Genomic DNA, 26650 nt, shown 5'->3' with positions numbered 1-26650 from the left:
CGATCTGGTTTTTATATTATCCCAAAGAGAAAGGTGTGAAGTAGACGATGCTGTCCATTATTCCCGGCTATGTGATCTGGATTATCATTGTTCTCGCCATCTTTTATTTTGCCCTTGTGACCTGGATTGGAAAACGGGGGATCTCACACAGTAAAACCATGGCGGGTTTTGCCACCGCCAAAGGGAGTGTGAGTCCCATCATTGTCGGTGCCAGCTTTGCGGCTACCTATTCAAGCGTGAACCTGTTCATCGGGGTGCCCGGCCTGGCTTACCAGTACGGGACGTCCGTTTTATGGTACACGTTAGGATGTTTCGGAGTATCCTGGATTGCCCTGCTTCTTATTGCCAAGAAGTTCTGGAAGTTTTCTCAGGGCCAGGGTGGCGTGCTTACCTTGCCGGAATGGCTCGGAAAACGCTACAAAAGTAAAGTCCTGCAGGTGCTGGTTGCGCTCCTGATTCTGTTTAATGTCTACTATATTGTCGGCCAGAACGTGGGCCTTGCCACTATCTTCGAAACGATTGTCGGCATTCCGTACGTGTGGGGAATCGTCATCGCTGTCGTGATCACCATTGCCTATATCGGCATCGGCGGCGCTTTTGCCCAGCTTGTCAGTGACGGCATCCAGGGCCTGCTCATGGCGGTCACGAGTATTCTGGTATTCGTGTCGATCTTCTGGGTGGTTGGTGGGTTCTCTGAACTCAGTACCCAGCTGGCGGCTATCGATCCGAACCTGGTTTCTGCCATTAATACAACGGAAGGAAGTCCTTATGACAGCCGCCTGGCCATTGCCGCTGTGCAGTTCATGTTATTTGCCTTCATTCTTATGCCTCATCTGCTGAACAAAATTCTGTCGCTTGAAACAGAAGCGGATTTAAGACCCTTTACACTGTCATCAGGTGTGATTCTCTTTCTGATCTCGACGCTGATGGTGCTGGGAGGACTGGCGGCAAGAGCGCAGTTCCCGAACCTTGCAAATCCTGACCAGGCAATTCCAGTCTATCTGTTTGAAGCCTTTCATCCTGTCATTGCCGCGTTTTTAATCTTTGGCATCATTTCTGCTATTTTATCGAGTACAGACAGCTTATATCTTGGTGTGACATCCAGTATCGGGAATGACGTTTACCGTAACGTCGCTCCGCATGTATCCAGATCACCGATTTCTGCTGAAACACTGGACCGGCGTGCGGTAAAAGTGTCCAAATATTCGCTTGTGTTTGTCGGTCTGGCCACACTCTACGTATCCTTTAACCGGCCCGAATCCCTTTCCCTACTGATTCAGTTCAGTTACTCCGCTATTATCTGCGGCGTGATGGCCCCGATCCTTCTGGGATACGTGTGGAAACGGGCACACCGCTACGGCGCAATCGCGTCACTTATTACAGGGACGTCGCTGTACGTGCTCTTTACAACCGCTGATATCATTTCCAACATTTATCTGGCGATGCTGGCAAGCACACTCATCAGTTTTCTCGTCATGATCATCCTGAGCTTTGTCGCAAATGTTCAGACCGAATCCGCAAAGCGCACCGCCTACCACTCCTAATGCGATGTGGGGAAGGTTCTCACTTTGCACGTGAAGTGGGGACGGTTCTGGCTTGACATTAATGCTGGGACAGGGGACGGAATCTGCTGTTATAACAGATCAAATAATGAAGACACACCGAGCAACTTACGCCGCTCTGTGTGTCTTTTTTCGCATAAAACTTCTAATTGTTACCTGAAAGAACCAAACCTCATGCCCAGTCGCATTATGTTAAAATTGAAACCATTAATTATTTGAATATTAATTTAATTCATTTAATTCGATTTAAATTTGAAACAGGAAAGGGTTGAGGATATGAGAGAAAAGATGTTTTCCAGACTGGAAGAGATTTATCCGGAACTGGTCGAGTTCAGAAGAGACCTGCATATGTACCCCGAACTCTCACACACAGAAGTGAACACTCCGAAGAAGATTGCTGCCTTTCTGACCGAGCTGGGACTGGAAGTCAGAACAGGGGTCGGAGAACGGGGCGTGGTTGGCATGCTAAAAGGAGGCAGGCCGGGTAAAACAGTCGCGTTACGGGCGGACTTTGACGCGCTTCCGATCCAGGATGAAAAAGAGGTGGCCTACCGTTCCCGTGTCCCGGGGGTGATGCACGCCTGCGGCCATGACCTTCATACTGCCGGACTGCTTGGTGTTGCGAAAGTGCTGAGTGAAAACAGAGAGGCACTGCAAGGGAATGTCGTTTTTATTCACCAGTTTGCCGAAGAGGTCATCCCCGGCGGAGCCAAATTCATGATCGAAGACGGCTGCCTCGAGGGTGTTGACGTGATTTACGGTGCCCATGTGCATGCCACTTCACCCCTTGGCGTTGTCGGGCTGAATGAAGGCCCCGCAATGGCCAACGGTGACATGTTCGAGATCGAAATCGCAGGGAAAGGTGTCCATGCAGCCATGCCTCATCAGGGAGTTGATCCGCTGGCAGCCGGCAGTCAGCTGCTGCTTAATCTCCAGCAGATTGTAAGCCGTCAGGTGGATCCATTAAAACCGGCTGTCGTATCGGTAACCGCTTTTAATGGCGGCGACAGCTTCAATGTGATCCCGGATAAAGTCACGCTGAAAGGAACCGTGCGCACGTTACATAGTGACGTCCGTGACCGGGTTGAAGAGTCGATCGGAAAAATTGCAGAGAATACATGCAACGCTTTCGGGGCTTCTGTGAATTACAACTATGTCCGGGGCTATCCGGCTGTTGTCAATGACAGAGCGGAGACAGTGTTCATTGAGAACATTGCCAGAGACCTGTTTGGTGAGGAAAAAGTGCAGAGAATCTCTCCGACAATGGGAATGGAGGATTTCGCCTACTATTTGCAGAAAGTGCCCGGCACGTTTTTCTGGGTGGGGGGAGCGCTCGAAGACCCATCTGAGGTTTATCCGCATCATCATCCGAAGTTCAATGTACAAGAGGAAGCGATGAAATATATCGGCCGCATCTTTATTGCAGCGGTTATGGAAAACCTATCCGGAAAAAGTGAAGTCCCGCAGTAACAGCATGAACGAATTTGAAAATGAGGAGGGGTAATATGGAAGAAGTACTGCGTACAGCCAATAGTACGCCGTTCTGGATCATGGCCTTTATTTTTGTCGGCATCGTCGCTTTTCAGGCAATTGTATTTTTAAGAATCGCAAAGGAAAGCGCGCCGGACGCAGGGTTGTCAGAAACAGAGGTAAAAACAGCCATCAGGACCGGTTTAATCAGCTCCATTGGACCCTCGTTTGGAATTGCGATTGTCCTTGTCTCGTTAATTGCACTAATCGGCTCGCCGCTGACACTTATCAGAATCGGGATTATCGGCTCCGCGGCTACCGAATCATCTGCAGCGGTCATTGGTGCGAATGCGTTTGGCATGGAATTGAATTCACCTGATTTTACGTTACAGGCTTTCAGCGCCGTTGTCTGGACGATGTGTATTGGAGGTATGGGATGGTTAATCTTCACCGCGCTCTTTACGAAGCGTCTCGGAGCCACGCAAAGTAAAATTGAAAAAAAGAATCCCAAGGCCATGGCGATTATTTCACTGGCCGCGATGCTGGGAGCGTTTGCCTTTCTTGCCAGCCAGCAGATGATCAATAGTGCAAATCATGTGATTGCCGGAGTGGCTGCGATTGCGACGATGATTATTCTGATGAAAACCGCTGACAGGAAGCATATCGCCTGGCTGAAAGAGTGGGCATTGGGGATCTCGATCGTCGTCGGGATGACGGCTGCCTATTTTACGACTCTCATCTAGTTGACGTGCGAACTTTGAATAAACCTGACGAGGAGGAGAAGATATGAGAGCAGCGGAGACAGGAACGGAAACGCCTGTGAAATCGAACGGGCTTGAAGTTTTTCACAGCAAAGCGCATTACTGGGGACGGTTGACACTTTGGATGTTAATCGCCATGTGTCTGGTGGTGCCTTTATATGTATCGTTTGTTTTAGGCGCTCACCCCGGGTGGAATGTGATCCTTGTGGGACTGATCGGCTACGCGAGCTTTATTGGGATCATGTGGGTACTGGAACCGATCACCTACTATCCTGCCCTTGGAATCGGAGGAACCTACTTAGCGTTTTTAACAGGCAATATTGCAAATATGTGTCTGCCGTGTTCTTCTGCCGCGCAGAAAGCAGTAGGAGCGGAAGTGGGTACACGGAAAGCGGAAATCGCCGGTGTGATCGGGATTGCCATCGCGTCCCTCGTGAATATCACGATCATCGTTGTAATTATATTTGCCGGAACCGCCATTTTGGGAGCGTTGCCTGCTGCGGTGCACGAGGCATTCGATTTTATTCTGCCGGCGATCTTCGGGGCGGTACTGGGGCAGTTTGCCTACAAAACGCCAAAATACGGCATCGCCGCCCTTCTGGTTGGTATGGCGGTTCTGTTCGCCCCGATCTTCGACTTAATAAAAATCCCGCTCACGGTTGCGCTTACCATTGCGCTGATCCTGTTTATGGAAAAGCAGAAGAATAAAAAAGCTGCAGATTGAGTGAAAGAAGTCTATTTAATGGGGAAGGATGCCTGATAGCGTGATTACAGAACAGCTCGCAATCAACAAAGACCGTTTAAGCAGACATATGAAACAGCTCTCCGAATACGGCAGATTAGGTGAAACGGGTGTCTGCCGTCCAACGCTGTCACCTGTGGAAAAAGAGGCATTTGGGAAAGTGGCTGAATGGATGGAAGAGGCCGGGATGACTGTGCGCCTGGACAACTTTGGGAATCTGATTGGCCGCAAAGACGGAAAAGATCCTGATGCCCCGGTGGTCATGACCGGTTCACACATCGATTCACAGCCTGCGGGCGGACGATTTGACGGAACCGTTGGTGTTCTAAGCAGTATCGAAGCCGTTCACACGATGAGCGAAAAGGGGATCATTCCGGATCGGCCAATTGAAGTGGTATCCTTTTGTGATGAAGAAGGGTGGCGTTTCGGGAAGGGACTTTTCGGCTCAAGGGGAATCACAGGAAATCTGGAAGCCGGTGAACTGGACAGGAAGGATGCGGACGGGATCACGAGGAGGCAGGCATTACGGGAGTTTGGCTGCGACCCTGATAAAATTCCGGAATCGCGCTTTTCGCCTGAGAGTATCCACTCCTTTCTGGAGCTGCACATCGAACAAGGGCCATTGCTTGAGAAGGCTGATCAGCCTGCCGGCATCGTAACCGGCATCGCCGGGCCGATATGGCTGACCGTAAAAGTAAAAGGTTTTGCCGGGCATGCCGGTACAGTGCCGATGGCTATGCGGCAGGACGCCCTTGTCGGAGCATCGGAAATGATTGTGGCCTTCCATGAGATTGTAAAAGAGGATCCTGAAGGGACGACCGTTGGGACTGTTGGGGAGCTAAACGTTTCGGGTGCGTCCAGAAATGTGATTCCCGAAGAAGTGGCATTTACGATTGATCTGCGTGACATTGATCTGGATCGAAGAAACAGGTGCGAAGAGCTGCTGAGAGAAAGCTTTCAGCGTATAGCCGAAAAATACCACCTGAAGGTTGACATTACGGAAGACCAGAATACAAAGCCAAGCTATTGCTCGCCATGGATTCAGGACATTATTGACAGTGAGAGTCAGGCCCTGGGGCTGAATGCGCCTACTATGATGAGCGGCGCCTTTCATGATGCACTGGTCATGTCGAGTCTATGCGATTATGGCATGATCTTTGTCCGCTGCAGGGAGGGCATCAGTCATAATCCAAAGGAGTATGCTTCGGATGATGACTTGGCGGTAGGGGCTGAATTACTGTACAGAACGCTGTTGAGGCTGGCAGGGGATTCATAGGAACCTCTAACCACACGGAATTTGCCCTGGAAGTGGCGCTCGAAAATGTCGGACCGGGGAAGGTGTGTAAGGAACTGGACGAGGACGGGCGATCGATTATAAAAGGCGCAGGGTATGGTGAAGCAAAAAACCGCCTGCTAGCGGTTTTTTGCTTTGTGTTGTTTTTTTTAGGCTCTTTTCGAAAAGATTGTTGTTTTAACTATCTTTAATTTCGCAGCGAAAGGCCGCGACTCCAGCGGGAAAAGCAACAACGAGCAACTACCTCACGAATAGGCTGCGAGTTGCTTCGACGCATGTACCTCGGAGCTGGACTGGAAGAGGAAGAAGCAGAAAAGCTCCCGAGGAGGCTGAGTCGTTGCCCGCGGAAAGCGTCGGCCTGTAGCGCAGAAAACAACAATCTATCCGAAAACAGCCATTATAAAAGACGCAGGGTATGGTGATAACTTCGCTCATAGTTTAGGCCATTCAAATATTCTGTCGTAATTTACGTTTCCTTTTTTACAAACGTTAATAAGCAAAAAAACCGCATGCTAGCGGTTTTTTGCTTGTGTTGTTTTTTAATTCAATAGTTGGAATTGTAATTTCTAAAGGTATGACCTCTCCATAAAATGGTGACCGCTATGATTAAACCAACGATAGTAAACGCTAAAATGACGGATTGGATATCAAATCCTTTAGTGACCAATAGAGTGACACTTGCATAGGCGAGTGGATCAAACCCATTCATTGCTAAGAAGACAATACTCATGACCCTCCCCATAATGCGGGGATCAGTATCTTCTTGAGCAGAAGTAAAAAATGGGATAAAAACAAATGTCATAGAGAATCCAATTAAGAATGCTAAAGCTGTCAAAATATAAAGGTTAGGAATTTGACTGAATGCTATAGCTACAAATAGTGTTGCAATTAACCCAGCTATAGAGGTTAATCCCCTGCGGCGTATTTTAACCGTACCGATTATGGCTGTACTGACGATCATTCCCACCCCTAAAGCAGCATCAATGTAACTAAGGTTTATGGGTGTTCCTCCATACGTTTCAACTAAAATCGGGATGGCAATAGAGATTACTCCGAAGGCAAAAAAGTTTAACGTAATCAAAATAAGAATACCTGTAATTAAAAATCTACTTGATCTTACATAGGAAAGTCCCTCCACAAGATCTCTAAAAGGGGTTTGTTTAATCGTATTTTCTACAGGACCTTCTTTTATAAAGGGAGGAAACATACAAAAAGCAGACAAAAGAACAATAATTGAAGATACTAGATAACTGTTTGTGACACCACCAAATTCCATGACACTTCCAGCTATAACAGGTCCAATCACAAAACCAATTTGACCCAGGCCCTGAATAACTGCGTTCGCTTGTTTTATCTGATGTTTCTGTACTATTTTTGGGATCAATGATGTACCAGCCGGGCCGGAAAAAGCATCTAATATGCCAAAACAAAATCCTAAAATGATCAAATACATAAAGGTTAATTGATTGAAGTTGTGCAACAGATAAATGATAACCAGTAAAATTCCTTGTACTGAACTCGTACTGAACATAATCGTCGTTTTTTTAAATTTATCAGCCAGCACTCCTCCGAATGCCATCATTAAAATACGTGGCACCGTAATAGCGATAAGGATCATGCCTAATGAATTAGCAGATCCCAAATCAGAAATAACAAACCAAGTTGTTGTTATAAAAAACATACTAAAACCAATAATAGCTAGAAAACTCCCGAAAAACAGAAACAAAAATGTCCGATTTTGGAATAATGATTGTTGTCCCATACCTGATCTTCCTCTCAACTTCAGTATAGAACCAATCATAAATTGTAACGTAACGTCGTAAGCAAATCATAAAAATATCCTGTTTCAGTTATGCAAAGCAATGTAAAAACCAAACAACGATATTGATTGTGACGTTACGTAACAGGATATAATCTGGTGGGGGTGTAAACATGGAAGTGACAATTGGTCAGTTTGCAAAATTAGTAGGTTCAACAGTAAGAACAATACGGTACTACGACAAAATGGGATTACTGATTCCCAAAAAATATAATAGTAATGGCCGCAAAGTATACACACGATATGAATGGGAAGTATTTCAGCAGATCACGATTTTAAAACATTTTGGATTATCTTTAAAAGAGATAAAAGAACATATCACGAATCAAAAGTTAGATAATCGAGAGTTGTTATTAGTACAGAAGCAATTAATTGAAGAAAAGATAGGGGAATTAAATGAGAATTTAGAAGTGATCAACAGAATGGATCGTATGTACAACATTGAAGGTATTTCTGAAGAGGAATTAAATGAATTTGCTTTTATAATGCTTGATTTATTTAGTCGGGAAAAATTATATATTCAGTTATTGGAGGAATATTTCAAAGATGATAAACAGTACATGAACGAAATAAAACGGCTTCATGAACCAGACTATAAGGAGAAAATGGACAGCAATATGTGGCGTCTGATTCAAGCGATCAGGAATGCCATGAAGTATAATGATTCTGAAAGTAAAGAAAAAGTACGGGAAATCGTAAGCGAAATGGATGCCTTGTTCCCAGCGGATAAGAGCTTATTAAATCTTATTGAAGATGATCAATTTCTAGCCAAGCGTAATCATATATTTACTAACTACTTCCCTGAAAACATAGCTCTATATATTCATGAAGAATTAAAAAGGTATTATGATGCTGAAAAAGACAGGGAAAATGAGTAAGATAAAGCAGATCACTCTGTTCAGACCACTTTATAAGCTCCCGAATGGTTCCTGCCTAAAAGAGCCGGAAAGAGGATATGCCGTGAAAGTATTTACCGGCTCTTTGCGTGGCTATTGGCTTAAAGCAAAAAAAGGTTCGGGTGTCTTGCCTGCCGGAAGATTAACGCCACGAGTGTTTATCGGGAAGCAAATGAAAAATCCCCATTTTTTCCTTTCTCTATTGCACCTCTCTTATAACAAAGCTCTCGCCCTTGAAAATAACTTGTTATCTCCAGCAGCGTCATTTACCTTTTTTTATAGCCACAAACTTACCGAAAACAGCTTTCTTTTAAGCTCTTTTCGCAAAGATTGTTGCTATTGACTAGCATTAATATCGTAGCGAAAGGCCGCGACTCCAGCGGGAAAAGCAACAGTCGAAGACCCCGCAGGGTGATTTTTCCGAGGAGGCTGAGGCGTTGCCCGCGGAAAGCGTCGGCCTGTAGCGCAGAAAACAACAATCTATCCGAAAACAGCTTTCTTTTATTAAATCTGCCCATAATAAACATGAAACAAAGCATAAACAATGAAGGGAAAGGTGTGTTCCAAGTGACCTTGGTGACGTTGGAAAAAGTAATGAAACAAGAGGACAATATTACCATTTTAAAAGATATAAATTTAACTATAAAAGAAAAATCTCAAATCGGAATTAAAATGACAGAAAAAGAAAGCGTCGTTTTTTTCCATCTGATCACTGGGGCACTGACCCCCTCCAGTGGCTCCATTATAAATAATACTACTGATATCCTCACGGAATTTACTGACGATGGTTTTTATGAGACCTTAACTGTCTGCGACTACTTAACATTTTTCAAAAGAATTGCTGATTTCAAGAAACCGTTAGAAGAGTTTGCTGGTATTTTCTCTTTGTCAGATGTGTGGAAAGCAAAACTTAAAAAAATAACCCTTGACCAAAGAAAAAGGGTCAATTTATTTCGTATGTTTTTATATTCTCCAAAATTAATGCTCATTCAAAGTCCATTAAGCAACTCAACGGATGAGGGAATAGAATTATATATCAAAGCGTTAGAGCACCTGCAATCAAATAATACTGCCATTTTATTTACCTCCCATTACTTAGAAGAGCTATTGTTATTAAGCAATGAGGTATACAGCTACAACCGGTATATCGGCTTGGAAAAGAGCGATTTTTTAGAGGGTCCTATAGCAGCGCCGCAGGATAATATCGACTCCGGTCTGAAACCGGCAAATGTGTATAAGGTTGCCAGTAAGATGGAGGATAAAACCATATTTTTCAGCCCAGATGAAATTGACTTTATAGAAAGCATTAACAGCGTAAGTAATATTCGAATAGGAGAGGAATATTTCCCAACTGAACTCACCATGAATGAATTAGAAGAAAAGTTAACGAATTTCGGTTTCTTTAGATGTCACAGATCTTATTTAGTTAACTTACAGCGTGTGTCAGAATTAGTGAGTTACTCCAAAAATAGCTTTACCTTAATATTGAAAGGAAATGCAAAGGTCAAATTACCTCTATCCAGAATGCGTTTGGATGAAATGAAAAAATTAATGGAATTTTGAAGTACATTTGAGATTAAATAAACATCATTTCAAGCTCTTTTTGTTACTCCTGAGCTTTTACATGGTACTGTTCAACGGATTTTTACGACATTCCTCCTGGTATTGGATAAAGTTATTAGTGGATGAGAAACGTATGCAAAAAGTAAAATGCCGCAGCGTGATCCATTACATGATGGATGAAGGAGCGAACGTAAATGAAAAATAAATTAATACATGTTGAACATGTATCAAAAAAATTCAGGAACGAAGTGGCTTTAAAGGATATTACTTTTTCAGTACATGAAGGTGAAATATTTGGATTTTTAGGTCCTTCTGGCTCCGGTAAAACGACGACAATTAAAATTCTGACTGGCCAACTCGCTCAATCCTCTGGTCAAGCTTTCGTACTGGGTAATCCTGTCGAACAAATCAATGAAAGTATTTATGAACAATTGGGAATTGTGACAGACAATAGTGGGGTATATGAGAGACTGTCCGTTTATAACAATTTAGTGGCATTTGCAAAATTATTAAATGTAGAAAAGAATCGGATCGATCTTCTTCTCAAAAAAGTTGGTTTATATGAGCATAAACATAAACCTGCAAGCAAAATATCAAAAGGGATGAAGCAACGTTTGATTCTTACAAGAGCGATGCTCCATGAACCAAAGGTGCTTTTTCTGGACGAACCTACCAGTGGCCTGGACCCTGTCACAACCGAAGCCATACACGAGCTGCTCGTGAAATTAAAGAGAGAGGGGACAGCGATCTTTCTAACTACGCACAATATGGAAGAAGCCACAAAACTTTGTGATAACGTCGCACTTTTAAATGATGGTCTGATTGTGGAACACGATACCCCTAAAAATTTGACGCTTAAATATAATCAAGATAAACGTTACGAGATCCTCTTGAGAAACGAAAAAGAGGTTATTTTATCCCACACGCCGGACGCTATTCAACAGATAAATCAATGGTTAATAAACGATGAAATTCTGACCATTCATTCATGTGAACCAAATTTAGAAAAAGTGTTCTTAGAAGTGACTGGGAGGGAATTGGTTTGAAACTATCCATTAGAAAGATAAATGCCGTACTCCAACTGAGATTAAAGTTGATAGCGAGCAACATGAGTACTCTCTTCACCCCTATTTTTGCAATAGCATTTGTCATCGTTATGAAAAATCTTATGCCTGACGTCGAGATTGGGGAGGAAGGCAGTCCATTTTCTACTGGTGGATTTCTGTTAAGCTTCGGATTAATTTTTAACATCGCTATCGGCGGAATTTCCATGAGCAGCTCTCCCATCGCTGAAGAAAAAGAAAAAAATACCTTAAGAGTATTAATGACCTCTTCCGTTAAAGGGGGAGAATATTTTATAGGAAGTATGATTCCAACACTACTCATTTTAATAACGGCAAATGTTCTCTTAATTCCCGCGAGTGGTATGTCCTTTGGAGAGATCCCGATCCCGACCTACTTTATCATAACGTCATTAGCTACTTTAATCAGTATTTTAATTGGTTATATTATTGGAATATACGCAAAAAATCAGGGTCAGGCCACCCTGATAAGTACGCCAATTTTAATTATCTTAACTTCGACCCCTGTGCTGCGGAATTTCACTGAAAATCTGGGAGAAGTTTTAAATTATACCTTTGTAGGTGTGTTAGCAAAATTAGCTGATTCATTCTCATTCAGTGGTGATTATCAATGGAATGCAATAGATACAACCGTCCTTTTAGGCTGGCTTGTGCTCACCTTGGGTATTTTCTTTTACATGTATAGGAAAAATGGTTTGGATAATGATTAACACCTTGGAGTATGAGGCTTGTTTTCCCCCGCTTTTCGTTAACAGAATTTTAGGCGAATAAACAACTTAAAAAACCGGGACAGAAGAGGTTTCAGCCAATGAGAATCGAACGTACTCTCGGCTGAACACTGTTTTCATGTCCCGGTCCCTTTGATTTAACAGAGGTTTTCAGAGCTCAGCTATCCAAAGCCTTCCCCCTCGGGTCTCCATACCATCTCACTGCTCACTCTGATCTTCATCTTCAACGCCTCCTTTTTCTGTTAATAATAAACACGACTTCTCTTCTTACATCATGCGACGAAATTCTGCCTGCCGCACATGCTGCTTTTCAATTCGCCTGCACGCCCGTTCATAATGCTGCTCCCGCTTAATTTCTTTTCTGCTGTAGGGATGACGCGTGATTGATACTGTATAGTGAAACAATGTTAATAGCATAACTGATCACCTCCTTCTTTTTCTCCATCATTAACGTATGTGAAAGATCGCTATTTGATGTGACTTTTGTTACGAAAACCGAAACAGTAAGTCAAACGGCACTGGTGGATGTTCGGACCTGGTAAAAATGATGCATGGTCCATTATCCTTCTTTCACAATACCCCTATAAGGTATTTCAGAAGACACTAAAAGGCACAGACCGATCCATCGGCCTGTGACCAGAATTGAAATAGAATTAAAAATGCACAGACCAGCATCATCGGTCTGTGCATCATTTTGCCATTTGATTACAAAAAATCATAACAAATTTATACGATCTCACAGAAGTCGCCCGATGATCCGTTATTAAGTTTTACCGTTGAAATCATGTTTACCTGCATCATGGGGACGACCTCCTTTCGTTAATGGTTAATTTGTATGGTACATTTTCATCTTATAACACTATATGGAAAATGCAACAGATTTTATGTGTGAAAATATGTATTAAGTATATAAATCCATACCACACTTGTTATTTCCTGACCGTGGACTCAATTCTGGCCTTCACAACAACAACCGTTTAATTAAACGAAAAAGGATTTTTCACGAAACAATTGAACTAATAATAAATAGCTCAATCCCCGGCTTAAACAATAGGAGGTGCAACTAATTGGCAATCTTCCGTACTCCTCAAGTTATTCTGTTCAGTTCTGATGTAGCTGGATCAGCTTCGTTCTATGAAAGTCTGGGATTCACCGAAACTTTTCGAGTGCCGACTGATGGCGACCCGATCCATATTGATTTGGTTCTTGATGACTATAGAATCGGGATCGCATCGATTTCCTCCACGCGCGACGATCACGGCCTCGCCCCCCTCTCCCATGGGCAGCGTGCGGCAGTGATCCTGTGGACAGATGACACTCCTGCAGCCTTTAAAACCGTCACCTCGAAAGGCGCTAAACCCCTTGTCTCCCCGCACGAATGGCTTGGTCGTCTTCTCATTGCCTGGATTGAAGATCCGGATGGTCATCCAATCCAGATTGTGCAGAACCTCTGATGATTTACGGTCACTTCTATAAAAAAGTTGTTTTCGGATAGATTGTATCTTATCACAAAAAAATTATGGAGCTGAAGGCGACGACTCCAGCGGGAATAGCAAAGAGCTTTACTTCGTGAGTCTGCTCCGATCTGCTTCGACACAGCCAGCTTCGTAGCATTACTGGCAGAGGAAGAAGCATCTGCTGAAGACCCCGCAGGGTGTTTTTCCCGAGGAGGCTGAAGTGATGCCCGCGGAAAGCGTCCGCCTGCAGCGTAATAAAACAAGTCATAACAAAAAAACAGCCGTGCCCGGCACCGAAGTGCCGAACAGGGCTGTTTCGATTTCTCCAGTAATGTAAAGCGGGAACCGTCCCCACTTAACATTCCCACTTAACATTAGTTAAACAAACTCACGAGCCATCCAAGCAGGATTCCCACAGCGCCGAAGTCCGAATCTCCGAACGTGGTGCTGTCAAAGCCGAGTGTGCTGAGGACAGGCATGAGCAGGGCTGGCAGGAAGCTGATCAGGATACCGTTTGCGACGGCACCGAGAATCGCGCCTTTTCTTCCGCCCATGGCGTTACCGAATACGCCGGCAGCTGCACCGGTGAAGAAGTGGGGAACGAGCCCCGGTACGATCAGTGCAAGCCCGAAAATCGGCAGAAGGAACATGCTGCCGAGACCGGCAAGGAAGCTGAACATAAATCCGATAATAACCGCGTTTGGTGCGAACGGGAATACGATTGGTGCGTCCAGTGCCGGCTTGGCATTAGGGACGATTTTGTCGGCAATTCCCTTGAACGCCGGAACGATTTCCGCAAGAAGCATCCGCACACCGGCCAGAACCACATACACACCTGCAGCGAAGGTAATACCCTGCATGAGTGAGAAGATGATGAAGTTCATACCATCACTGAGCTCGGTTTCAATAAAAGTAGCGCCTGCGAAGAGGGCCACAACGATGAACAGAAGTGCCATCGTAAGGGAGACGGCAACGGACGTGTCCCTTAGGAAACCGAGGGACTGTGGTACTTTAATGTCCTCTGTTGTTTTCTCTTTGTCTCCAAAGCGCTTACCGATGGTACCTGATACGAAGTAACCGATTGACCCGAAGTGACCGAGTGCGATGTCATCGTTACCGGTAATCTGCCGCATGTACGGCTGCAGGATCGCCGGGAAAAAGACCATGGCTGCTCCAAGGATCAGTGAGCCTGTTACGATAAGCGGCACTCCGGCCATCCCGCCGGAGCTGAGGATGACGGCGATCAGACAGGCCATAAACATCGTGTGGTGTCCGGTAAGGAAGATATATTTAAATGGCGTCAGTCTGGCAATCACGATGTTGGCCACCATACCGAAGAGCATAATCATGGCGGTTTCCGTACCGAACGCCTCCTGGGCTACAGCAACGACCGCTTCATTGTTCGGGATGACCCCGCGGATATTGAACGCGGTTTCAAACATTTCGGAAAAGTAATCAAGACTCGTAATGAGCACGCCGGCTCCGACACCCAGGATCACAAAGCCCATAATCGTTTTCAGTGTCCCTGACACGGTATCCGCTGCATTTTTCTTCTGCAGCAGGAGACCGAGCAGGGCAAACAGACCGACGAGTATGGCGGGTGTGCCCAGTATGTCATTCATAATGAGGTCTGCCATCGTTTATCCCTCCTGTAGATTCTTTTGAAGCGCGTCCTTCAGCTCCTGCTGGTCGAGCAGGTTTGTAAGGGCAATGATCTTTTTGTTTCCGTCTTCTAGGTTCGTGATGATATCCCGTGAACCGATGTAGTAGTCAGCCGCCTCCGTTTTTGCTGATGCAAGGTCCGTGTGGGAAACTTCTGCGTCAATACCCAGTTCTGTTAGTGCTTTCTTCACGTTCATCTCCACCATAAAGCTGCTTCCAAGTCCGTTTCCGCATACAACTAAAAGTTTCATTTTTAAATTCCTCCTAAGGGTTTTTTGTTTTTTTTACTCGCTGTATTCGTTTATGATTTCCTGAATCTCTTCAGGTGTGGCTGCATTACGAAGTTTTTCGATGTTCGCTTGCTCTGACAGGATCGTCGATAATTGTGACAGTGCCTTCAGATGGGACTCATTATCGATCGCGGCGAGAATAAAGATCAGGGATACCTGATGCCGGTCTTCTTCTGAGAACCCGACAGGTTCGTTCAGTTTCAGTAAGCTCATCCCCAGCTTTTCCACACCGTTTTCCGGTCTGGCGTGGGGGATAGCCACCTGTGGTGCAAGAATGACGTACGGTCCTAACTCTTCAATATTCTTGATCATGGCGTGTACGTACTCTTCTGTGATCGACTGATTGTCGAGCAGCGGTTTGGATGCAAGATGGACACCATCCTGCCAGTTTGCCGCACTGTCTGCTATTTGAATGGCGTTCGACTGCATGATTTCATTTAGCATAGGTTTGTAAGGCTCCTTTATTTGAAGTGGCTTTGTTGAGAGAATCTCCTCGATTTCCTTCAGCAGCTCGGGCTGATTGTGAACGGTGGCGTGCTTTTCCACGGCCCGGAAAATGTCTTTCAGGTTCGAATGGGTCTGGGGGACTTCTTTCTGATTAAGAATCCGGTTGACGTTCATCAGAATCCGTTCTTTTTCCGTTTCCGTCATTACTGCGTTCACATGAAAGGTCGGCAGGCTCTTGTTTTTCAGCGGCACGGTTGTAAAGATGAGGTCCGGTGTGATCGTCGCTTCTTCCACCCGCGTCACGACTTCAAAGTCGAGGGTGGAAAACAGCGTCTCGAGCTGTGCCCGTAAAATCTGTGACGTCCCGATCCCGCTGGAACAGACCACCAGTGCCCGTTTTCTCAGGGCCGCGGTATGACCTTCTTTTCTCATCCAGCCGCCAAAGTGCATTGCAATGTAGGCGATTTCATCTTCGTTAATGGCTTCGCCTGTATAGTGTTCCAGGTGAGGAATCACCTTCCGGGTCAGCAGGTAGATATCGCTGTATTTTTCCTTCACTGACTCTGTGAGCGGGTTTCCTGCCGGAAGCCTGTACTTCAGCCGATAGTAGGCCGGTTCAATGTGAATCAGTAAATTGTTCTGAACCTCTTTGTGGTTTCGGAACTGCATACATGCATAGCGTTGGAAATCTACGACCATGTTATACACCACGTGCTCAAGACCTTTAATGGATACGGCGTTTTTGTCCGTATTTACCCGCTGACTCAGAAGTAGAATGGTGAAAAAATCGGTCTCCTGGGAAGGGACGGTGACATCAAATGACTTTCCGATCGATGTGCTTAGGCTTTTTGCCTGATCATGCATCGGGCTCTGTCTGAGTGTATCGGTCTCGTCAGCGAAAGCGTCCACGTAGTGTTGACCGAGGCATCGCTGAACGCAGTACGTCAGGTACCAGGTCAGCGCACTATAACTGCCGGATGGCCCGGGGCCCGGGAAGACACTTTCCATAAAACCGTGAATCCGCTCCATCTTCTGCAGGATCTGCGGATCCGCTTCCTCCCACAGCCTCAACATCCCCTTTTTCACTTCACCGTCCAGGTCTTCATGAACGGTGTGGATGAACAGCCTCCGGATGTCGAACTCACTTCCTTCAATCGTGTAGCCTTCTGCCCGGGTAAATGTCAGATCAAGATCGAAACGGTTCGCCTGCTCCCTGATCAGCTTCAAGTCGCTCAGACAGGAGTTCCGGCTTGCACCTGACGTTTCAATCACATCTCTCAGGTGAATTTTCCTGCTTGCCGTTAACAGGAGGAACACCGTAACGGCCCTTCTTTCTTCCGGGGCATAAAAGTAATCGTGAGGCTCGTCCATTGTCACGTCTTCGGGAAGCTGCTGCTTCGTTTCTTCCGTTAAAAAGATTCCGACGGCTTTTACCCGCTGGACTTTTTCAAGCCCGTTTACGTCCAGCCAGTCATCAACCTTGTTTAAGTTGTAGTACACCGTCCGTCTGGACACGTTCAAATGCTCACTCAGTTCCACAGCGGAAACCGGCTCGTTCTTTAATGCAAGGAGATTCAACAACTGCGCGCTCTTTTGATCCAGGATCATTTCATCCACCACCTGGTTATTTAATGTCAGCTGACTGATCGGTTTTGCTGGATGACTTACTTTCATAATAAAAACAAATCACCCGAAAGAGAAGTCCGAAAGATGAACACACCTGTGTGCAAAGTTGGACTGAAAGAGGATTGCCAGGTTGGTGCCAGGTAGTGTGCCAGGTGGGGACGGTTCTCGTTTTGCATTTTTTGCAGTGAAGCAGGGAGCAATGTGGGGACGGTTCTCACGTTGCATTTTGTTAATGTATAGGTTGACCAAAGTGGGGGAGTTTTATTTTGTTACTTATAAGGGAGGACGGAAAGGGTTTACGGTACAATTCCTGCAGTTAAAATCCAATTCACCAGGTTGGCATAGATTTGTCCTTTTTTCTAAATTCAGTAATCGAAAGCCGCGGCCTTATAGAAAAGGTGGCCGCGGCTTATTAAATGTAACGTGAGAACCGTCCCTATTTAACATTAAAAGAGCAGCCCCCCTGAATGGGGGACTGCTCGTGTACGTCAGACCGATGCGTTACGTAAGCTGCTTCATTGCCTGCCTGAAGTGAAAGAGATCGGTATGGTCGTCGATACAGACCAGTTCAATATCAAACGCTTCAGCAAGGTCTGCGATTTCGTGTTTCGTGCAGCTGAAGGACAGTACGGTGTGATGCGCACCGCCGGCGTAAATCCAGGCTTCGGCTGCCGTTTTAAAGTCCGGTTTTGGTTCCCACAGAACTTTTGCAACGGGAAGTTCCGGTGTCTTCCCTGGGATTGAAACGGCGGTAACCTCATTTAAAATAAATCTGAATCGACCGCCCATATCCACCAGGCTTACGTTCACTGCTTCTCCCTGAATGCCATCGAAAATCAGTCTGGCAGGATTGTTTTTTCCTCCGATCCCGAGTGGGTGCACGGCCACTTCAGGCGTGTCGGCGGCTATGGTCGGACAAACTTCGAGCATGTGAGATCCGAGCACCTGGACGCCCTCAGGGGTAAAGTGGTACGTATAATCCTCCATGAAAGAGGTGCGCTCATTGTTCGTGAGTGTTTTGATCATCCGGAGGAGGGCGGCTGTTTTCCAGTCTCCTTCACCGGCAAATCCGTACCCTTTTTCCATTAAACGCTGCGCTGCCAGGCCGGGAAGCTGATCCATTCCATACAGGTCTTCAAATGTGGTGGTAAATGCGTGGTACCCGTTTTCCTTAAGGAAGATCTCGATCCCGAGCTCGATCCGGGCCTGTCCGAGTACGGACTGCTTAAATGAGGAATCACTCATTTTCCCTTCAGGGATGTGGTACATCTCTTTGTATTCGGTAAATCGCTGTTCAACATCACTGTCAGTAAATTGGCCGGCGGCCTGGTTAATATCGCCGATTCCGAACCCGTCTACGGTCCATCCGAAATCCTGTTGAGCCTGAACTTTATCTCCTTCTGTCACGGCGACCCCGCGCATGTTGTCTCCGATCCTCGCGACCTTCAACTGCCTGCTTTCCTGCACCGCAGTCATTGTACGCATCCAGCCTGCGATTTCCTGCTGTGTCCCTGAATGCTTCCAATGACCGGCAATCACACGGCGGTTCTTTTTCAGCCGGGTCGCGATGAACCCGAATTCGCGATCGCCGTGGGCGGACTGGTTCAGGTTCATGAAATCCATATCGATTGTTTCCCAGGGGATGCTTTCATGGTGCTGGGTGTGAAAATGAAGCATGGGTTTCTTTAATTCAATCAGCCCCTGAATCCACCGTTTGGCCGGAGAAAAGGTGTGCATCCACATGATGACACCTGCACACTCCGGAGCGGCATTTGCCTCTCTGCACACGGCTGTAATTTCCTCTTCAGTCGTGACGACTTTTTTTGCCCTTAATGGGAAAGGGAGCGTGTCGGAGAGTGTTCCCGCAATTTCTTCAGCGTTTCCTCTAACCTGATCGAGTGTGTCTTCTCCATATAAATGCTGACTGCCTGTTATTAACCAGAATTCACGATTTGTGTTCAATGATTCCACCACCTGCCGGCTCTTTTGTAGTCGTATTGGCTCTTCCCTGGAGAAGATTTTTCATCACGTTGTCTTCGCGTCCGAAGTAATCATGAAGTTTTCTGTATTCATCAAATAGAGAAGCGTACTTTTTCACGTTTTCCGGATCGGGAGCGTAAGGGACCGGTTTGACTTTTCCCATGGCTTCGGCCGCCTCCGTAATTGAATCGAAGCCGCCTCCATCTGAACCTGCAGCTACCGCAGCAAACATCGCGGCGCCCACAGCAGGAGTCTGAACGGAGTCGGCAACGTAGATCTTACGGTTGGTGACATCCGCATAGATCTGCATAAGGAGAGGATTCTTCTGCGGAAGTCCACCGCATGCGTAAAGTTGATCCACGGGCACGCCGCGCTGCTCGAACGCCTCGACAATTTGTTTTGTGCCAAAGGCCGTGGCTTCGAGAAGTGCACGGTAGATCTCTTCCGCTTTTGTCTGCAGGGTCATGCCGAGAATCATGCCGGAGAGCTGCGTATCAACAAGGACGGATCGGTTTCCGTTCCACCAGTCAAGGGCAATCAGGCCGCTTTCACCGGGAGACAGCTTTTCCGCCTTTTCACTTAGAAGCTCGTGTATGTTCATATTCCGTTTTTCGGCTTCCCCGGTCAGATAGGCGGGGACACATTCCCTGACGAACCAGGCGAAGATGTCTCCAACGGCGGACTGGCCGGCTTCATAGCCGAAATAACCGGGGATGATGCCGTCTTCCACAACACCGCATATGCCCTCAACATTTACTTCTTCTTTTCCGAGAAGCATGTGGCAGATGGATGTACCCATCGCCATTACCATTTTTCCTTCATCAACGACGCCGACTGCCGGGACGGAGGCATGGGCATCCACGTTACCGACGGCAACAGGAAGGCCTGCCGGCAGACCTGTTTTTTCTGCCATAACGTGAGTGAGTCCTCCTGCTTTCGTTCCAAGCGGGGTAACAGTCCCCCTTAATTTCTCCGACGCGAGATTACTCAGGCGGGGGTGGACCGCGTCGAAAAACTCACTTGCCGGGTACCCTTCAGCTTTATGCCATGCTGCTTTGTAACCTGCTGTGCAGCTGTTGCGGATGAGCGTTCCCGTCATCTGACTGACCACCCAGTCGGTGGCTTCGGTAAACCGATCTGCAGCTTCGTAGATTTGTGGGGCTTCATCAGCAATCTGATAGGCTTTGGCCAGCATCCATTCCGATGACAGTTTGCCTCCGTATCGGGAGAGAAAGGATTCGCCGCGTTCGGCAGCAATCCGGTTGATCTCGTCGGCGTGCTGCTGTGCGGCATGGTGCTTCCAAAGTTTAATCCAGCTGTGCGGATCCTTGCGAAAATGATCGAGGAAGCAGAGCGGGGTATTCTCCTCATCGACCGGCAGCATCGTACAGGCCGTAAAGTCGATGCCGATTCCCGCTATGTCTTCTATTGACACCCCTGACTGGCTTACTACAGCAGGAATGGAGCGGTATAATACCTCAAGATAATCCTGAGGATGCTGGAGCGCCCATTCGTGTCCGAGCTTTGTGCCATCAGGAAGGTTTTGGTCCATGACACCGTGGGGGTAGGGGGTAACGTGGTCGGCTATTTCTTTCCCGTCCTGCAGGGAAACAAGGACTGCACGTCCTGATTCGGTGCCGAAATCAACGCCGATTGCATAGGTGCTCATACCTTGTTCTCCTTTCCGGACTGCCCGTAATAGGCATTACTGCCGTGCTTCCTCAAAAAGTGTTTGTCCAACAGGTGTGGAGAGATTTCGGCAGGAGAGGGCTGGATCATGTTTGTGTAGGCTGCCATTTTCGCTGTTTCCTCCAGAACAACGGCATGGTAAAGGGCCTCCCGTGGGGAGGTTCCCCAGGTAAAAGGGGCGTGGCCGTGAACGAGGACTGCCGGAATTGCTGCGGGGGCCAGGTGATTTGTTTTGAAGGTTTCAGCGATCACCTTTCCGGTTTCCATTTCGTAGTCTGTTTCGACTTCCTCTTTTCTCATTTCACGTGTGCAGGGCACGGCACCATGGAAGTAATCTGCGTGTGTCGTTCCGAGAGCGGGCAGATCTTTTCCCGACTGGGACCAGCTCGTGGCCCATGGTGAGTGGGTATGTACGATGCCGCTGATTTCCGGAAATGCGTGATAGAGGTATAGGTGAGTCGCGGTATCGGAGGAGGGGGAGAGGGATCCTTCAACCACATCCCCGTTTCCGTTGACCACAACCATATCCTCTAAAGTCAAATCTCCATAGGTCACGCCGCTCGGTTTGATGACCATCAGTTCTGAGTCGCGGTCATATCCGCTTGCATTTCCCCACGTGAAGGTAACCAGATTATATTCAGGAAGCGCCTGATTCGCTTCCAGCACTTCCCGTTTCAACGATTCAAGCATGATGATTCCTCCTTATAGAGCAGGGTTTGTGAAAAAGTAAGATAAGATCGGCGTAACCAGCACCTCAGCCGACTATGCTGAAACAGAAATGGCTGAGGTTTACCGGCCCGCATGGATGACGGTTATTGTCAGTTGTCCATTCTTGGTCTTACACTATCTTCCGCCAATTCGAGCGCCTCCTGCGGTGTCTGAGACTGTTCGCGGATCACACTGAACATAACGTTGGTGTTAATTTCCTCAAGCACGTCAGGTGTGTACTGGGTAATATTCACACCTTCCACTTCATCTCTGATATCCAGCAGCAGATCGAAGATGTCGTCATTAAAATATTCATAGAATTCATTGTCAGCCAGGAGTTCCTCGGAATCCCAGACATCCCAGCGGGGAGGATCGAAGCCGAGCTGCGTCCAGAGGTTGATATTCCCCTGTTCGGACATTTTGGCGAAATAAAGGAATTCCTTCGCCAGTTCCACATTTTCAGACTGGCTTGTGACAGCGGTACCTGTGCCGCCCATTCCAACTGTGCGTGCATCTGATTCGTCAAAAACCGGCATCGGACGGATTTCCATCTTTCCTGCGAGGTCCGGCATTTCTGCCAGGAAGTTGGACATAAAGAAGAGCGGCATAACTGTGGAAGCTGCGCCTCCGCCGTTCATAAAGCCGTAATATTCTTCTGAATGATTCTCATCCCCAGGAGTAATCCGGGCTATTTCATGCTCATTTACCAGGCTGTTAACAAACTCGAGTGTTTCTACATTAATGTCATTGGCAAGGGTAAGTTCACCCTCGTCGTTGAAAAAGTCGGATCCCCGCTGGGCTACAAATGGCCAGAGTCCATACCAGTTGGCGGAGATAGTGGTCATAGGTGTACCTGTCGCATCAACCACCTGTCTGCCTGCTTCAATATAATCGTCCCATGTTTCAATCGTATCAATATCCACTCCCGCTTCCTCCATGATTTCCATGTTGTAGTAGACAACAGTGGCTCCCAGGTGGGTTGGGGCTCCGTAATACTGCCCGTCGTGGGCGTAGATATCCAGACGCTCGGTAATAAATTGATCAAGTTCGTCTTCAATCAGATCATTAAGAGGTTCAAGTTGAATATCACCTACCAGAAAGTTAGGGAACCTTGCAATTTCAATGTCCACTAGATCTGCTGCCTCGGAACCGGACTGCAGGGCAAGAAGCAGATTATTGTGCATTTGATCAAATGGATAGACCTCCGCTGTTAACTGAATCGGATTGTCTTCATTCTCCTCGTTCCATCGTTCGGCAGCACTCTCGAAAAACTCTGCGTGTGTTTCGGCAAAAGTCCAGAAACTTAATTCCGTTGCACCTTCAATATCGTCTCCGACAACGACAGTTTCCTCAGCTTCTCCTGCCCCGCCCGTTCCACTTGCTTCTTCATCTCCGTCTCCGCACGCGGAAACCAGAGCGGCTGTGCCTAGAAGAGCTGTTAACAAAAACCTTTTTTTCATTAAAGATTCCTCCTCCTATTAAATGTTAACGCTTACATGAGCCGGTGAAGAATCACTGCGTTTTGTACGAAGTCTGCGCTGGTAATCTATGAAAGCTGAACATGGAAGAACGCGCGATACTTTAAACGAGTGAGACTGAATGAATGACGACTCGTTGGAATTAATTTTATTGTACTCATACGTACAAGTCAATCAAAAATTATAATTTTCTGAAATAGGTGCGTTGGTATCGCGGTGTTGCTGTAGTTTGGGGCAACAGATCTGTAAATTAGGGAAAAGTACTACTAATAAAATGGCTCTGTTAAAGCTCAATGTTGATATTTCTATCTTTGATTGAAGAGAACGCGCGAAACTCCTGCGGGAACAGCGCCGGCTGAAGACCCCGCAGGGCGTTCTCCCCGAGGAGGCTGAAGCGGTGCCCGCGGAAAGGGAGCGCAGGGAGCGGAAATCAACAACAGACTTTAACAGAGCCAATAATATAAAAATCTAGTGTAAGTTCACATAGGGATAATAGATTAATAATCTGAACTTGCGCATAATTTCGATGTATTCTATAATCGTTAAATAAACATACGTACATGTTATACGAATATGTAACCGCTTTAGTTATTGGTTGAACAATGTGTCGCGTTTCTATCTGTTGTTTAATATCTGAATATTCCTAATCATGTTTTATTTGTGTGGTCGTGGAGGTTTGCGGGAGGTGGAGAACATTTTGAACAGGTAAGTGTGCAGCGTGCATATAAGGAAACATTGAAGCAGTAAATCAGAAAATGAGGAGGTTTTGATTATGGAGTTGGAAAGGTCAGTTCAAACCGCTGGACCAAAAAAACAGCGCTCAAACATTTTATATTCAAAAAAAGCAGCTCCCTATATTTTTGTTTCCCCGTTTATTATTTCGTTTCTAGTATTATCGCTTTATCCATTTATAAGTGCGATCAACATGAGCTTCCAGCGGGTTCTGCCTGGCCAGACACACTACATAGGGACAGCAAACTATGAAAGGGTATTCAATCCGGTGTTTTTCACAGCCCTTCAGAATACCACTGTGTATGTGGTCTGGACCGTCGTGATTTTAACGCTTATTCCTATGATTTTTGCTATTTTTCTTAATCACCGGCTCATAATGTTCACCAATTTTTTCCGTGCAGCGATCTTTATCCCGGCACTTACTTCTGTCATTGTGGCCGGTACCATTTTCCGGATGATTTTCGGGGAGTCCGAGGCGGCATTTGCCAACCAGGTGCTGCAGCTGATCGGCCTGGAGGCGGTCGGATGGCGCTACGGCGCGGGAACGGCGATGTTCCTGATGGTGGCACTGGCTTCGTGGAGGTGGATGGGCGTTAACGTTCTCTATTATCTCGCTGCTCTTCAGAATGTAAGTAAAGATCTCTACGAGGCTGCCGATATTGACGGGGCAAATGCATGGCAGAAATTCCGGCACGTCACCTTCCCGGCTATCAAACCGATCTTTATCTTTTTGTCCACCATCACGACAATCAACGGCTTCCGAATGTTTGAAGAGAGTTTTGTATTCTTTGAAACTTCCTCACCGGGAAACATCGGTTTAACAATGGTCGGTTATATCTATCAGGAAGGGATCCAGAGAAATGACATGGGCTTTGGTGCGGCGATTGGGATTGTCCTGCTTGGGATCATATTCGTCGTCAGCATTATTCAGCTCTATCTCACTGGAGCCTTTAAGAAGGAGGGTGCGTAATGAAGCATTCATATCTAACGGGTAAGGAAAAAATGATTCGTGCCGGGCTGGTCGTCTTGTTCAGTCTGGTGGCGCTGGTTGCCCTGTTCCCGGTTATCTCCCTTGTCGTTGCGGCGTTCAGTCCGTCGTCGGATTTAATGCGGTTCGGGTTAACGGCACAGCTGTTTTTTTCCAGTTTCAGCATGGATAATTTCCAATCGCTCTTCGGCGGTGAGGCCGGTGCTTACTGGAGATGGTACGTAAACAGCTTAATTATTTCGATCGTACTGATTGTCCTGTCGTTGTTTTTCTCCTCGATGGTCGGATATGCGCTGGCACTGTATGAGTTCAAAGGAAAGCGCTTCATTTTTGTTCTGGTGCTGCTGATTCTCATGATTCCGTTTGAAATTCTTATGCTGCCTCTATATACGATGATGGTGAATTTAAGACTGGTGGATTCCTACCTTGGCGTCATGCTGCCGCTGATTGTCGCTCCGATCGCCGTGTTTTTCTTCCGGCAGTACTGTCTTGGTCTTCCGAAAGAACTGATGGAATCAGGGAGGGTGGACGGCTGTACCGAGTTTGGTATCTTTGCCCGCATAATGGCACCATTAATGCTGCCTTCCTTTGCGGCGATGGCGATCCTGCAGGGACTGGCCAGCTGGAATAACTTTTTATGGCCGCTGATTGTGCTGAGGTCAAATGACATGTTTACCCTGCCGGTTGGACTTGCCACTTTATTGACTCCGTATGGAAACAATTATCAGGTTCTATTTTCGGGATCGGTGATGGCGATTATTCCGATCATTGTTCTGTTTTTATTCTTCCAGCGTTTCTTTATTGCCGGGCTGACTTCCGGCGGTGTGAAAGGATAACGGCAGAAGATGCCGAGAGAGGAGGAGAATATGATTACTGCAAAATTGGAAGAAGCACTCCGTTTTATCAGCAGGTTTGCCCTCTTAAATCTTGTCTGGATTGGCTTTACAGCAGCCGGACTCGGGATTCTGGGATTATTCCCGGCCACTTACGCCCTGTTTGTAACCGTTCAGCAGTGGATTCGCAGCCGGGAGGAATCACCTTTCGTAAAACCATTCTTTAAGGTTTACAAAGCCTCGTTTGTCCGGGCGAATGCAGTCGGGTGGGTGCTCGTTTTGATCGGCGGGCTCCTGTATCTCAATTTCCGGCTGATTGAGGGGGCGGCAGGGACAACCCCGCTGCCTGTGGTTATTGCCTTTTTGATTATCGTCTTTATCTATGGATTGGTGCTGGTCACCATTTATCCGGTGTGGGTGTATTATCAGGGAGGAGTGCGAAATACCTTCATCAATACGCTCCGCTTTATTTTCGGGAGGCTGCATGTAGCTGTCTTGTTCGGTGCTGTTGTATGGGGGACGATTTACCTGTCACTCTCCTTCCCGGCTTTTATTGTATTTTTCTCCGGAAGTGTTCTTGCCTATATCCTGATGTGGTTTTTTAATCGGACGATTGAAAGACTGAAAATGAAGCAGCATGCTTAAAAAAGAAAGTTGTTTTCGGATAGATTGTTGCTTTACGTATCATTTGAATGGAGCGGAAGGCGGCGACTCCAGCGGGAAAAGCATCGGCTGAAGACCCCGCAGGGCGTTTTTCCCGAGGAGGCTGAGGCGATGCCCGCGGAAAGTGTCCGCCTGCAGCGTAATATAACAACAATCTTTACGAAAAGAGCTAAAAAGAAA

General features: G+C 46.6%; 23 protein-coding genes. 14 read left to right on the top strand and 9 right to left on the bottom strand.

Annotated elements, in window-relative coordinates; translation table 11 throughout:
• Positions 1 to 47: 47 nt before the first annotated feature.
• The 5 genes from CR205_RS16585 (at position 48) to CR205_RS16565 (ending at position 5811) form a co-directional block, all read left to right on the top strand.
• Positions 48 to 1544 carry a sodium:solute symporter family transporter gene (locus CR205_RS16585; RefSeq protein WP_110521261.1) on the top strand — a complete coding sequence of 499 codons (1497 nt, stop codon included), beginning with the start codon at positions 48 to 50 and terminating at the stop codon, positions 1542 to 1544.
• Positions 1545 to 1838: 294 nt separating this feature from the next.
• Complete coding sequence (locus CR205_RS16580; RefSeq protein WP_110521260.1) at positions 1839 to 3032, top strand: M20 metallopeptidase family protein; 1194 nt, start codon at positions 1839 to 1841, stop codon at positions 3030 to 3032.
• 35 nt (positions 3033 to 3067) lie between these two features.
• The gene (locus CR205_RS16575) at positions 3068 to 3775 is read left to right on the top strand and encodes a DUF5058 family protein (protein ID WP_110521259.1); all 708 of its coding nucleotides are present in this window, start codon (positions 3068 to 3070) and stop codon (positions 3773 to 3775) included.
• Positions 3776 to 3818: 43 nt separating this feature from the next.
• Entirely contained in the window at positions 3819 to 4517 is a 699-nt protein-coding gene (locus CR205_RS16570) for a small-conductance mechanosensitive channel (protein WP_110521258.1), read from the top strand.
• A gap of 28 nt (positions 4518 to 4545) precedes the next feature.
• Positions 4546 to 5811: a M20 family metallo-hydrolase gene (locus CR205_RS16565; RefSeq protein ID WP_110521257.1), complete on the top strand. Its 1266-nt coding sequence runs from the start codon at positions 4546 to 4548 to the stop codon at positions 5809 to 5811.
• A 562-nt stretch (positions 5812 to 6373) separates the two neighbouring features.
• On the opposite strand, the gene CR205_RS16560 is transcribed toward CR205_RS16565, so the two are convergent.
• Complete coding sequence (locus CR205_RS16560; RefSeq protein WP_110521256.1) at positions 6374 to 7591, bottom strand: MFS transporter; 1218 nt, start codon at positions 7589 to 7591, stop codon at positions 6374 to 6376.
• A 170-nt stretch (positions 7592 to 7761) separates the two neighbouring features.
• On the opposite strand from CR205_RS16560, the gene CR205_RS16555 reads away from it, so the two are divergent.
• The 5 genes from CR205_RS16555 (at position 7762) to CR205_RS16540 (ending at position 11899) form a co-directional block, all read left to right on the top strand.
• Positions 7762 to 8526, top strand: coding sequence for a MerR family transcriptional regulator (locus CR205_RS16555; protein WP_110521255.1), 765 nt, complete (start codon positions 7762 to 7764; stop codon positions 8524 to 8526).
• Positions 8498 to 8887: a hypothetical protein gene (locus tag CR205_RS20130; RefSeq protein WP_142669906.1), complete on the top strand. Its 390-nt coding sequence runs from the start codon at positions 8498 to 8500 to the stop codon at positions 8885 to 8887. Before CR205_RS16555 ends, CR205_RS20130 begins: the two co-directional genes overlap by 29 nt.
• Positions 8888 to 9111: 224 nt before the next feature.
• Positions 9112 to 10107: a LytTR family transcriptional regulator DNA-binding domain-containing protein gene (locus CR205_RS16550; RefSeq protein ID WP_110521254.1), complete on the top strand. Its 996-nt coding sequence runs from the start codon at positions 9112 to 9114 to the stop codon at positions 10105 to 10107.
• Positions 10108 to 10301: 194 nt separating this feature from the next.
• Complete coding sequence (locus CR205_RS16545; protein WP_110521253.1) at positions 10302 to 11153, top strand: ABC transporter ATP-binding protein; 852 nt, start codon at positions 10302 to 10304, stop codon at positions 11151 to 11153.
• A complete protein-coding gene (locus tag CR205_RS16540; RefSeq protein WP_110521252.1) occupies positions 11150 to 11899 on the top strand; it encodes an ABC transporter permease family protein in 750 nt (249 codons plus the stop codon). The genes CR205_RS16545 and CR205_RS16540 overlap by 4 nt, the downstream gene beginning before the upstream one ends.
• Before the next feature lie 285 nt (positions 11900 to 12184).
• On the opposite strand, the gene CR205_RS16535 is transcribed toward CR205_RS16540, so the two are convergent.
• Complete coding sequence (locus tag CR205_RS16535) at positions 12185 to 12334, bottom strand: YrzI family small protein (RefSeq protein WP_110521251.1); 150 nt, start codon at positions 12332 to 12334, stop codon at positions 12185 to 12187.
• A 650-nt stretch (positions 12335 to 12984) separates the two neighbouring features.
• On the opposite strand from CR205_RS16535, the gene CR205_RS16530 reads away from it, so the two are divergent.
• Positions 12985 to 13371 carry a VOC family protein gene (locus CR205_RS16530; RefSeq protein ID WP_110521250.1) on the top strand — a complete coding sequence of 129 codons (387 nt, stop codon included), beginning with the start codon at positions 12985 to 12987 and terminating at the stop codon, positions 13369 to 13371.
• Positions 13372 to 13748: 377 nt separating this feature from the next.
• Here CR205_RS16530 and CR205_RS16525 read toward each other — a convergent pair whose 3' ends face one another.
• The 7 genes from CR205_RS16525 to CR205_RS16495 form a co-directional block, all read right to left on the bottom strand.
• A complete protein-coding gene (locus tag CR205_RS16525) occupies positions 13749 to 15011 on the bottom strand; it encodes a PTS ascorbate transporter subunit IIC (protein ID WP_110521249.1) in 1263 nt (420 codons plus the stop codon).
• A 3-nt stretch (positions 15012 to 15014) separates the two neighbouring features.
• Positions 15015 to 15287 carry a PTS sugar transporter subunit IIB gene (locus tag CR205_RS16520; protein WP_110521248.1) on the bottom strand — a complete coding sequence of 91 codons (273 nt, stop codon included), beginning with the start codon at positions 15285 to 15287 and terminating at the stop codon, positions 15015 to 15017.
• A gap of 33 nt (positions 15288 to 15320) precedes the next feature.
• The gene (locus CR205_RS16515) at positions 15321 to 17447 is read right to left on the bottom strand and encodes a BglG family transcription antiterminator (protein ID WP_110521247.1); all 2127 of its coding nucleotides are present in this window, start codon (positions 17445 to 17447) and stop codon (positions 15321 to 15323) included.
• Between the two features lie 453 nt (positions 17448 to 17900).
• Positions 17901 to 19361 (bottom strand): L-arabinose isomerase, encoded by a 1461-nt coding sequence (gene araA / locus CR205_RS16510; protein ID WP_110521246.1) that lies wholly within the window; start codon positions 19359 to 19361, stop codon positions 17901 to 17903.
• Positions 19345 to 21048, bottom strand: a complete 1704-nt coding sequence (locus CR205_RS16505; RefSeq protein ID WP_110521245.1) for a ribulokinase — start codon at positions 21046 to 21048, stop codon at positions 19345 to 19347. The genes araA and CR205_RS16505 overlap by 17 nt, the downstream gene beginning before the upstream one ends.
• Positions 21045 to 21758 carry an L-ribulose-5-phosphate 4-epimerase gene (locus tag CR205_RS16500; RefSeq protein WP_110521244.1) on the bottom strand — a complete coding sequence of 238 codons (714 nt, stop codon included), beginning with the start codon at positions 21756 to 21758 and terminating at the stop codon, positions 21045 to 21047. The genes CR205_RS16505 and CR205_RS16500 overlap by 4 nt, the downstream gene beginning before the upstream one ends.
• Before the next feature lie 128 nt (positions 21759 to 21886).
• Positions 21887 to 23236 carry an ABC transporter substrate-binding protein gene (locus CR205_RS16495; RefSeq protein WP_110521243.1) on the bottom strand — a complete coding sequence of 450 codons (1350 nt, stop codon included), beginning with the start codon at positions 23234 to 23236 and terminating at the stop codon, positions 21887 to 21889.
• Between the two features lie 790 nt (positions 23237 to 24026).
• On the opposite strand from CR205_RS16495, the gene CR205_RS16490 reads away from it, so the two are divergent.
• Genes CR205_RS16490 through CR205_RS16480 form a run of 3 tightly spaced genes read left to right on the top strand, consistent with a single transcriptional unit; the run spans position 24027 to position 26452 of the window.
• Entirely contained in the window at positions 24027 to 24956 is a 930-nt protein-coding gene (locus tag CR205_RS16490) for a carbohydrate ABC transporter permease (protein ID WP_110521242.1), read from the top strand.
• Positions 24956 to 25810 carry a carbohydrate ABC transporter permease gene (locus CR205_RS16485; RefSeq protein WP_110521241.1) on the top strand — a complete coding sequence of 285 codons (855 nt, stop codon included), beginning with the start codon at positions 24956 to 24958 and terminating at the stop codon, positions 25808 to 25810. The genes CR205_RS16490 and CR205_RS16485 overlap by 1 nt, the downstream gene beginning before the upstream one ends.
• Positions 25811 to 25840: 30 nt before the next feature.
• Complete coding sequence (locus tag CR205_RS16480; protein ID WP_161524819.1) at positions 25841 to 26452, top strand: YesL family protein; 612 nt, start codon at positions 25841 to 25843, stop codon at positions 26450 to 26452.
• The last annotated feature ends 198 nt before the right edge of the window (positions 26453 to 26650 follow it).

This window comes from Alteribacter lacisalsi, assembly GCF_003226345.1.
Lineage (GTDB): Bacteria > Bacillota > Bacilli > Bacillales > Salisediminibacteriaceae > Alteribacter > Alteribacter lacisalsi.
Note: the sequence above shows the minus strand (reverse complement) of the source record. Positions and strands in the feature narration are given on the sequence as shown.

Bases quoted from the DNA above. Each gene is read 5' to 3' on its own strand.
- CR205_RS16505 (WP_110521245.1), bottom strand. From the start codon at position 21,048: ATGAGCACCTATGCAATCGGCGTTGATTTCGGCACCGAATCAGGACGT.
- CR205_RS16585 (WP_110521261.1), top strand. From the start codon at position 48: ATGCTGTCCATTATTCCCGGCTATGTGATCTGGATTATCATTGTTCTC.
- CR205_RS16570 (WP_110521258.1), top strand. From the start codon at position 3,819: ATGAGAGCAGCGGAGACAGGAACGGAAACGCCTGTGAAATCGAACGGG.
- CR205_RS16560 (WP_110521256.1), bottom strand. From the start codon at position 7,591: ATGGGACAACAATCATTATTCCAAAATCGGACATTTTTGTTTCTGTTT.
- CR205_RS16535 (WP_110521251.1), bottom strand. From the start codon at position 12,334: ATGCTATTAACATTGTTTCACTATACAGTATCAATCACGCGTCATCCC.
- CR205_RS16555 (WP_110521255.1), top strand. From the start codon at position 7,762: ATGGAAGTGACAATTGGTCAGTTTGCAAAATTAGTAGGTTCAACAGTA.
- CR205_RS16495 (WP_110521243.1), bottom strand. From the start codon at position 23,236: ATGAAAAAAAGGTTTTTGTTAACAGCTCTTCTAGGCACAGCCGCTCTG.
- CR205_RS16580 (WP_110521260.1), top strand. From the start codon at position 1,839: ATGAGAGAAAAGATGTTTTCCAGACTGGAAGAGATTTATCCGGAACTG.
- CR205_RS16485 (WP_110521241.1), top strand. From the start codon at position 24,956: ATGAAGCATTCATATCTAACGGGTAAGGAAAAAATGATTCGTGCCGGG.
- CR205_RS16520 (WP_110521248.1), bottom strand. From the start codon at position 15,287: ATGAAACTTTTAGTTGTATGCGGAAACGGACTTGGAAGCAGCTTTATG.
- CR205_RS16545 (WP_110521253.1), top strand. From the start codon at position 10,302: ATGAAAAATAAATTAATACATGTTGAACATGTATCAAAAAAATTCAGG.
- CR205_RS16490 (WP_110521242.1), top strand. From the start codon at position 24,027: ATGGAGTTGGAAAGGTCAGTTCAAACCGCTGGACCAAAAAAACAGCGC.
- CR205_RS16480 (WP_161524819.1), top strand. From the start codon at position 25,841: ATGATTACTGCAAAATTGGAAGAAGCACTCCGTTTTATCAGCAGGTTT.
- CR205_RS16565 (WP_110521257.1), top strand. From the start codon at position 4,546: ATGCCTGATAGCGTGATTACAGAACAGCTCGCAATCAACAAAGACCGT.
- CR205_RS16525 (WP_110521249.1), bottom strand. From the start codon at position 15,011: ATGGCAGACCTCATTATGAATGACATACTGGGCACACCCGCCATACTC.
- CR205_RS20130 (WP_142669906.1), top strand. From the start codon at position 8,498: ATGCTGAAAAAGACAGGGAAAATGAGTAAGATAAAGCAGATCACTCTG.
- CR205_RS16515 (WP_110521247.1), bottom strand. From the start codon at position 17,447: ATGAAAGTAAGTCATCCAGCAAAACCGATCAGTCAGCTGACATTAAAT.
- CR205_RS16500 (WP_110521244.1), bottom strand. From the start codon at position 21,758: ATGCTTGAATCGTTGAAACGGGAAGTGCTGGAAGCGAATCAGGCGCTT.
- CR205_RS16575 (WP_110521259.1), top strand. From the start codon at position 3,068: ATGGAAGAAGTACTGCGTACAGCCAATAGTACGCCGTTCTGGATCATG.